Origin of the sequence: Rhodanobacter umsongensis, from assembly GCF_042654965.1 — a bacterium.
Classification (GTDB): domain Bacteria; phylum Pseudomonadota; class Gammaproteobacteria; order Xanthomonadales; family Rhodanobacteraceae; genus Rhodanobacter; species Rhodanobacter umsongensis.
In genome coordinates, this window is record NZ_JBHSMK010000006.1 from 1 (window position 1) to 5,925 (window position 5,925).

Genomic DNA, 5,925 nt, shown 5'->3' on the forward strand with positions numbered 1-5,925 from the left:
CCCAGATGTATGGATCGTTGGGTTTGAAGTTGGCGAATTGGTCCCACAGATACCAGCCGGTCATGAGACCGACCGGCACGAGGATTGCTGCAAGGAATGCGAGAGTGGTCTTCATGAGCCCTAACGCGCTTGAGTTAAGCGGCGGCGCAGCCGTCCGCCTTGAACGAAATGTTAGGCCTGGCGCGTGATGCAGAAAAGAAGCTCACTACCAGTTACCTCCGGATTGCGGTGATGCTCGACTTGCGATCCTTTCATGGTGCTGCGGAACCAAGCATATAGCTCGATCTGACTTAGCTGCGGAGCTGGCGCGGTGCCTTGGTGTTGCTGTGAATGGCCAAGCTTGCCATCGGGATAGCGGAGCCAACCCTCCCAGCCCAAAACAGAAACGCCCGATTGCGCCATAAGTTGCAGCGCTTCGAGAGCCTCAGTAAGCGGCAGCACGAGCTCGCTTGGCGAAGCTGACTTAGCTTGAAATTCTGCGATGCTCAATGAAAGGCCTAACGCTGGAGTTAAGCGGCGGCGTAGCCGTCCGCCTTGAACGAATTGTTAGAGGGCACCCTGCATATCTTGCGAACAACAGGCTGTAATTGTCCTGCTCGCTTGATTCTGAAAGATCACCATCCAGGACGGAAGTGGTCCCGTTTCGGGATCGGGGATTAGAGCGCAAAGCGATGGCACCAGTTGCTTAAAGTAAGTTTGTTCCACTGAAGATGCCGATTGATCTGCAACATTCACTACGAACAGGACAGTTGTGGCGGCGTCCTGATACTCCCAATACAAAGCCAGAGGCATTGGCTCTAGCGCAGAAAGAATCTGTAGCGCTGAATCTACGCTCTGCTGCGGAATCTGCGCCATGCTCCCCGTGCCCTCTAACGCTTGAGTTAAGCGGCGCGCGGCTTTTCGCGCGTCCGCTTGGACGACGGGTTAGGCCTGCCCGGAGAACTGCTTGGAAAGACCCGCTGTACTTCGTACGGACTAGCACGCCTTGGAAAAGCTGCAGGCGGATAGTACGAGACCCAATACTCCGCCTGCCCACGACAACTTTGCAAGAACCACTGCTCGCTGCGGAAACCGTTGTTGCCTGAAACGGTTGTGCCAACCCTCGGGAGCGAAACGGCGCACGACGGCCCAAGACGCGTCTTGATGAGGCCGAGCCAGTTTGATTCGGGGGTACCCGATGCCGCCGCCGACCAAACGGGAAGCCAAAGCGCCAGAGCAAGAACAAGGATTCGTGTTGCGTTGCTCATAAGGCCTAACGCGCTTGAGTTAAGCGGCGCGCGGCTTTTCGCGCGTCCGCTTGGACGATGGGTTAGACGCCTTGCGGGAAAGCCTGGTCAGCGCGTATAAAATAGCTGATGGCAGGAGGCCGAACGCGACTACGATGCCAACTGTAACCCAGAAAAAAGTACCGAGGGCATGGAATGTGTTTGCCCACGCGTCGTGCGGCGCGCCTGCAATGCGCGGACCGTACTCGGAGTAGAACGCGAAGCTGCCGAGAGCGCATAGAACGCCAAAAAGCGCACCAACTACCGTGGTGCCGATCAGTGTTTGTCGCAGCTGAGTCGGAATGCGCATTCGTGTCCCTGACGTCTAACGCTGGAGTTGAGCGGCGGCGTAGCCGTCCGTCTCGAACGAGATGTTAGATTTCACCGGTGGGTAGCCCGGCGACCTCCGCTAGTTTACGAAGCACAATCCGACATGCCTCAATGAGGGCCGGCGTTTTATCTTGCCCAAGATAAGTGCACTCGTGGACGAGAAGATTGCGATAGTGGACGGCATGACCAAACAATTCCCAAGTGTCCGCACCAAGCAGCGCCTCGGGAGTTGAAGCACACTTGGCTTGCAAGTAGGCCTCGACGAGAGACGGCGCACCGGAATGGCGAAAAAGCCCATAGAAGCTGAGCGCGTCAGCGTCAGCTGTTGCAAGGTGATGGACAAGTAGTGACCTTGCGAAAGCTTCTACGGCCGAGACGCGTGTCACCAAGAGATTGGGGTCGTGGTCAGCGTTACCAATTCGCTGAAGCGCGACATGCAAGCGCTGGCGAGGTGTGGAATTGACGTAGATTTGCCGAAGCTCGGATCGATGCTGTTCGAATTCTTGAGTCATGGCTGTGAGATCTAACGCTTGAATTGAGCGACGGCGTAGCCGTCCGCCTCGAATGATTGGTTAGACCTCACTCTACGTTGAGCAACACAACTTTGCCATGCTCGACTAGTTTGACGTTGCCTAAATTGGACACGTACGCCGAGCAGGTACCGCTTGCTTTAACGCCGCTAGCAATGCTGTCAGGTGCAACACACGAACCTTGGCATTCGCTGGAGTCTGAGCAGACCTTGCCGGAGTCTGTAGCCTTGAGGTCGCAGACTTTTGGCTTGCCAGGATATGGCAGACCGAGCGTTGTCCAATTGCCGCCTCCCGCGACGCACTCGGCTTCAGTTGGCGGAATTGCCGGCTTTGCGACGGTTGCGGCCAACCTCGGGCCAGCGCAAGCGCTGACGACGAGAGGAACAATGATCAAGACCAGCACGCGCAGAAGTGTCATGTTGTGAGGTCTAACGCTTAAGTTAAGCGGCGGCGAAGCCGTCCGCCTTGAACGAGATGTTAGACGGCAACCTACGACCTTACTACCCAGAATGCAGAAAGCAGCGCGGTGAACACCGAAAGATTGGCTATAAAGCGCAAGCCGAGGCGATACGTGAATGGTGCACGCCAAGTCCGGTAGCAACCATACAGGCTAGCGATGGAAACAAAAACGCTAACTGCAACCAAAGGCCAACTACCACCAACGCACACCACCAGGAACACAGCCGCAATCGGACCACTGATGGACGCAACTACGACGAGGATGCTTTGAAATGTCGTATACGGTTGTGGTGACATTGCCGTCTAACGCTTGAGTTGAGCGGCGGCGGAGCCGTCCGCCTCGAACGAGTGGTTAGAGCCTGCCACGACGCCTCACCCGAAGCCAGATGAGGACACCTGCAAGCACCGCAGAGACAAGCAGAACACCATAGCCAGCAATGAGAAGTTAGGCAGCTCCGCGACAATATTGCTCAGGCGACGAAAGGCTACTAGGGCCGCAATGACCAAAGTGCAGCGACGCCGTACTGAACGCCGTCACCACCATGAGTGCCCCGGCAACACCTAGCACCACAGGGCAGATGGCCAAAAGCCAAGTTGGGATTTGGACTCGCGACATAAGGCTCTAACGCTGGAGTTAAGCGGCGGCGAAGCCGTCCGCCTTGAACGATCTGTTAGCGCGCTGGCTGAGCCGGAAGCTGTGAGTCGGCGCCTTTGAGATCTTGTAAGCCCGACTGTAGATCGCTTTGGCGAATAAGTAACGCGCGAACGCCGTAGCCATCACCTTGGTCCTTCAAGTAGCGTACTAAATCGATGGCGTTCGAGTCGTTGGTGCCGTACAAAGCGATACGTGCAGCGCCTTTGCTGACTGGTGAAACCGAAAACGAGAGGTCGTTGACGTCAATCTTTTTGATCGCAATTTCGTAGATGGCCAAATTGCTTTTTGAATCAAGATCGCGAACCACGAGGCGCCCTTGCCCAGCACTATTTAGCTCTAAGCGCAGAACAGCGCCCCATGCGTCTGGGCCAACCCAAACACCAGCGAGTTGCGCTTTTGTTCGTGGCATCGGCGGCTTGATGGCCAGCGCGCCGGCGCTTACGAGCAGCAACGCGAGTCCCAGAAGCGGCGAAAATAGGCGTGTAGATTTCACGAGTCTCCTTGTGAGCGCTAACGCTGGAGTTAAGCGGCACGCGTCAGCGTGTCCGCCTTGAACGAGTAGTTGGAGCTAGCGCGCATGGTACCTACTGCCGATGTATGCGCCAGCTGACGGCAGCTGCCTGGTGAGGCCTTGCCACGAAATGGTGGCGGATTGGCCCTGCTTGTGGATTGAAACTTGGGCCGGGTACAGAACCCCAGGGAGGGGGTCAGGCGTCGGGGCGGCGCCGAGCATACCCACCTCGATGTGTTGGTCACTTGGGGCGAAGTATGCGGGCTTGCCGCAGCTTGGGCAGTTGAAGGCAACTGCGCCACTTGCCCAGCAGAACGCGGCAGCGAACGCAGCGGCGAACTCAATGCGACCTTGGCACTCAGGGCAAGTGATGTTCATGGGCTCTAACGCTTGAGTTGAGCGGCGGCGGAGCCGTCCGCCTCGAACGAGTGGTTAGAGCCCGACGCGCATACAGCATGAGTTGCCAGCGCGACGACTGCACCGCAAGCCAGTGATACGAGCCCGAACCAAGTTGAGAAGAAAAGGATAACCGCGCCGGGTATGGCGCCGACGACAAAGGCTGCTGACCAAGAAGCCCTGCCGTTGTACAACAAGGTTGAATATAGCGGAGCCACAAATAGAACGACCGGAACACACGCTATGGGTAACAGATAGATGAAAACAACCTCAACTGAGTCTGCAACGCCAAATTCGGGGCTGGGGTAAAGCGACATCGAAATGCCCGCGTAGATTGCAAGAGCCGTGGCAACCACGACCAGCGAGGCGAGCGCTACCAACTCCACTTTTGCTAGGTGCCGCGGAAATTTCATGAGGGCTCTAACGCTTGAGTTGAGCGGCGGCGGAGCCGTCCGCCTCGAACGAGTGGTTAGGCCCGAACAGAGTGCTACGGCAATTTGGACACAAGCCTGTTGCCATTGCTTTGCGCCTAGTGAGCAAGCCTATGGGCTTTGCGCATGCTGGACAAGACGGCGCATGGCGCTTGAAGGCGTTACGAACTGCGAGGGCCAGAGCGGTTGATATTGCTATGGATACAGGCAGCGCTATGACCATAAACCAAATTACGTACTTAGAGTCGGACTGCAGAAGAACGAAGAACGCAATAACGATGAAATTTGCATGACCGATGCGGGCATGCCTGCAGACCTGAGCTTACGGCTTGCGTAAACCATGGCCACATGTATTTGTTGAGCGAACGCGGTTCTGTCCATGAGGCCTAACGCTGGAGTTAAGCGGCGGCGAAGCCGTCCGCCTTGAACGAATTGTTAGAGGGCACCCTGCATATCTTGCGAACAACAGGCTGTAATTGTCCTGCTCGCTTGATTCTGAAAGACCACCATCCAGGACGGAAGTGGTCCCGTTTCGGGATCGGGGATTAGAGCGCAAAGCGATGGCACCAGTTGCTTAAAGTAAGTTTGTTCCACTGAAGATGCCGATTGATCTGCAACATTCACTACGAACAGAACAGTTGTAGCGGCGTCCTGATACTCCCAATACAAAGCCAGAGGCATTGGCTCTAGCGCAGAAAGAATCTGTAGCGCTGAATCTACGCTCTGCTGCGGAATCTGCGCCATACTCCCCGTGCCCTCTAACGCTGGAGTTAAGCGGCGCGCGGCATTTTCGCGCGTCCGCTTGGACGAAATGTTATGCCCGCCGCGATGCAAAATGCCACCCCTGAAACCAGACCGAGCGCGGCAGAAAACAAGATGCTTGTACCGCTGGTCGAAAGATCAGAGCCAGCGAACCAACCATACACTGGCAAGGCAATTACAGCAGCCAATACAGCACCGACGCAGACGAGTGGGGACACAAGAACGCCGAGCGCACGAAGGCAAAGGACATAAGGCAAACCGAAAATCAGTGTTGCAGCGTATGTAACTGGGAGGCCGAAAAGGAAGAAGGCGAAGAGAACGGGCCAGTCTTTAAGGCCGGCTGCACCTTCAGTGAATAGTATGAAAAAAACGGACCAAAGGACCAAGGCGCTCGGAACGGCCCAAGGCGCAAGCAGCACGGCAAACCAAATTGGACGAGTGTGTTGGGTCATTGAGGCATAACGCTTGAGTTAAGCGGCGCCGAAACCGCGTAGCGGTTTTGGCGTCCGCTTGGACGAACTGTTAGGGCGCAGTGCGGTGAGCCAAAACACCGCAGCCGAGGCGGCACCGCAAGCCCCCATGAATG

Annotated in this window: 5 protein-coding genes; all 5 read right to left on the minus strand. The window is 56.3% G+C overall.

Features of this window, described 5'->3' with window-relative positions:
* Window positions 1-171 precede the first annotated feature (171 nt).
* The 5 genes from ACFPME_RS11690 to ACFPME_RS11710 all read right to left on the minus strand — a co-directional run bounded on the left by ACFPME_RS11690 (window position 172) and on the right by ACFPME_RS11710 (window position 4,559).
* Window positions 172-489 (minus strand): hypothetical protein, encoded by a 318-nt coding sequence (locus tag ACFPME_RS11690; protein ID WP_377305460.1) that lies wholly within the window; start codon window positions 487-489, stop codon window positions 172-174.
* A 777-nt stretch (window positions 490-1,266) separates the two neighbouring features.
* Entirely contained in the window at window positions 1,267-1,575 is a 309-nt protein-coding gene (locus ACFPME_RS11695; protein ID WP_377305462.1) for a hypothetical protein, read from the minus strand.
* Window positions 1,576-1,639: 64 nt separating this feature from the next.
* Complete coding sequence (locus ACFPME_RS11700; protein WP_377305464.1) at window positions 1,640-2,107, minus strand: hypothetical protein; 468 nt, start codon at window positions 2,105-2,107, stop codon at window positions 1,640-1,642.
* A gap of 1,148 nt (window positions 2,108-3,255) precedes the next feature.
* Window positions 3,256-3,732, minus strand: a complete 477-nt coding sequence (locus ACFPME_RS11705) for a hypothetical protein (protein WP_377305466.1) — start codon at window positions 3,730-3,732, stop codon at window positions 3,256-3,258.
* Between the two features lie 401 nt (window positions 3,733-4,133).
* Window positions 4,134-4,559, minus strand: coding sequence for a hypothetical protein (locus ACFPME_RS11710; protein WP_377305468.1), 426 nt, complete (start codon window positions 4,557-4,559; stop codon window positions 4,134-4,136).
* Window positions 4,560-5,925 lie beyond the last annotated feature (1,366 nt).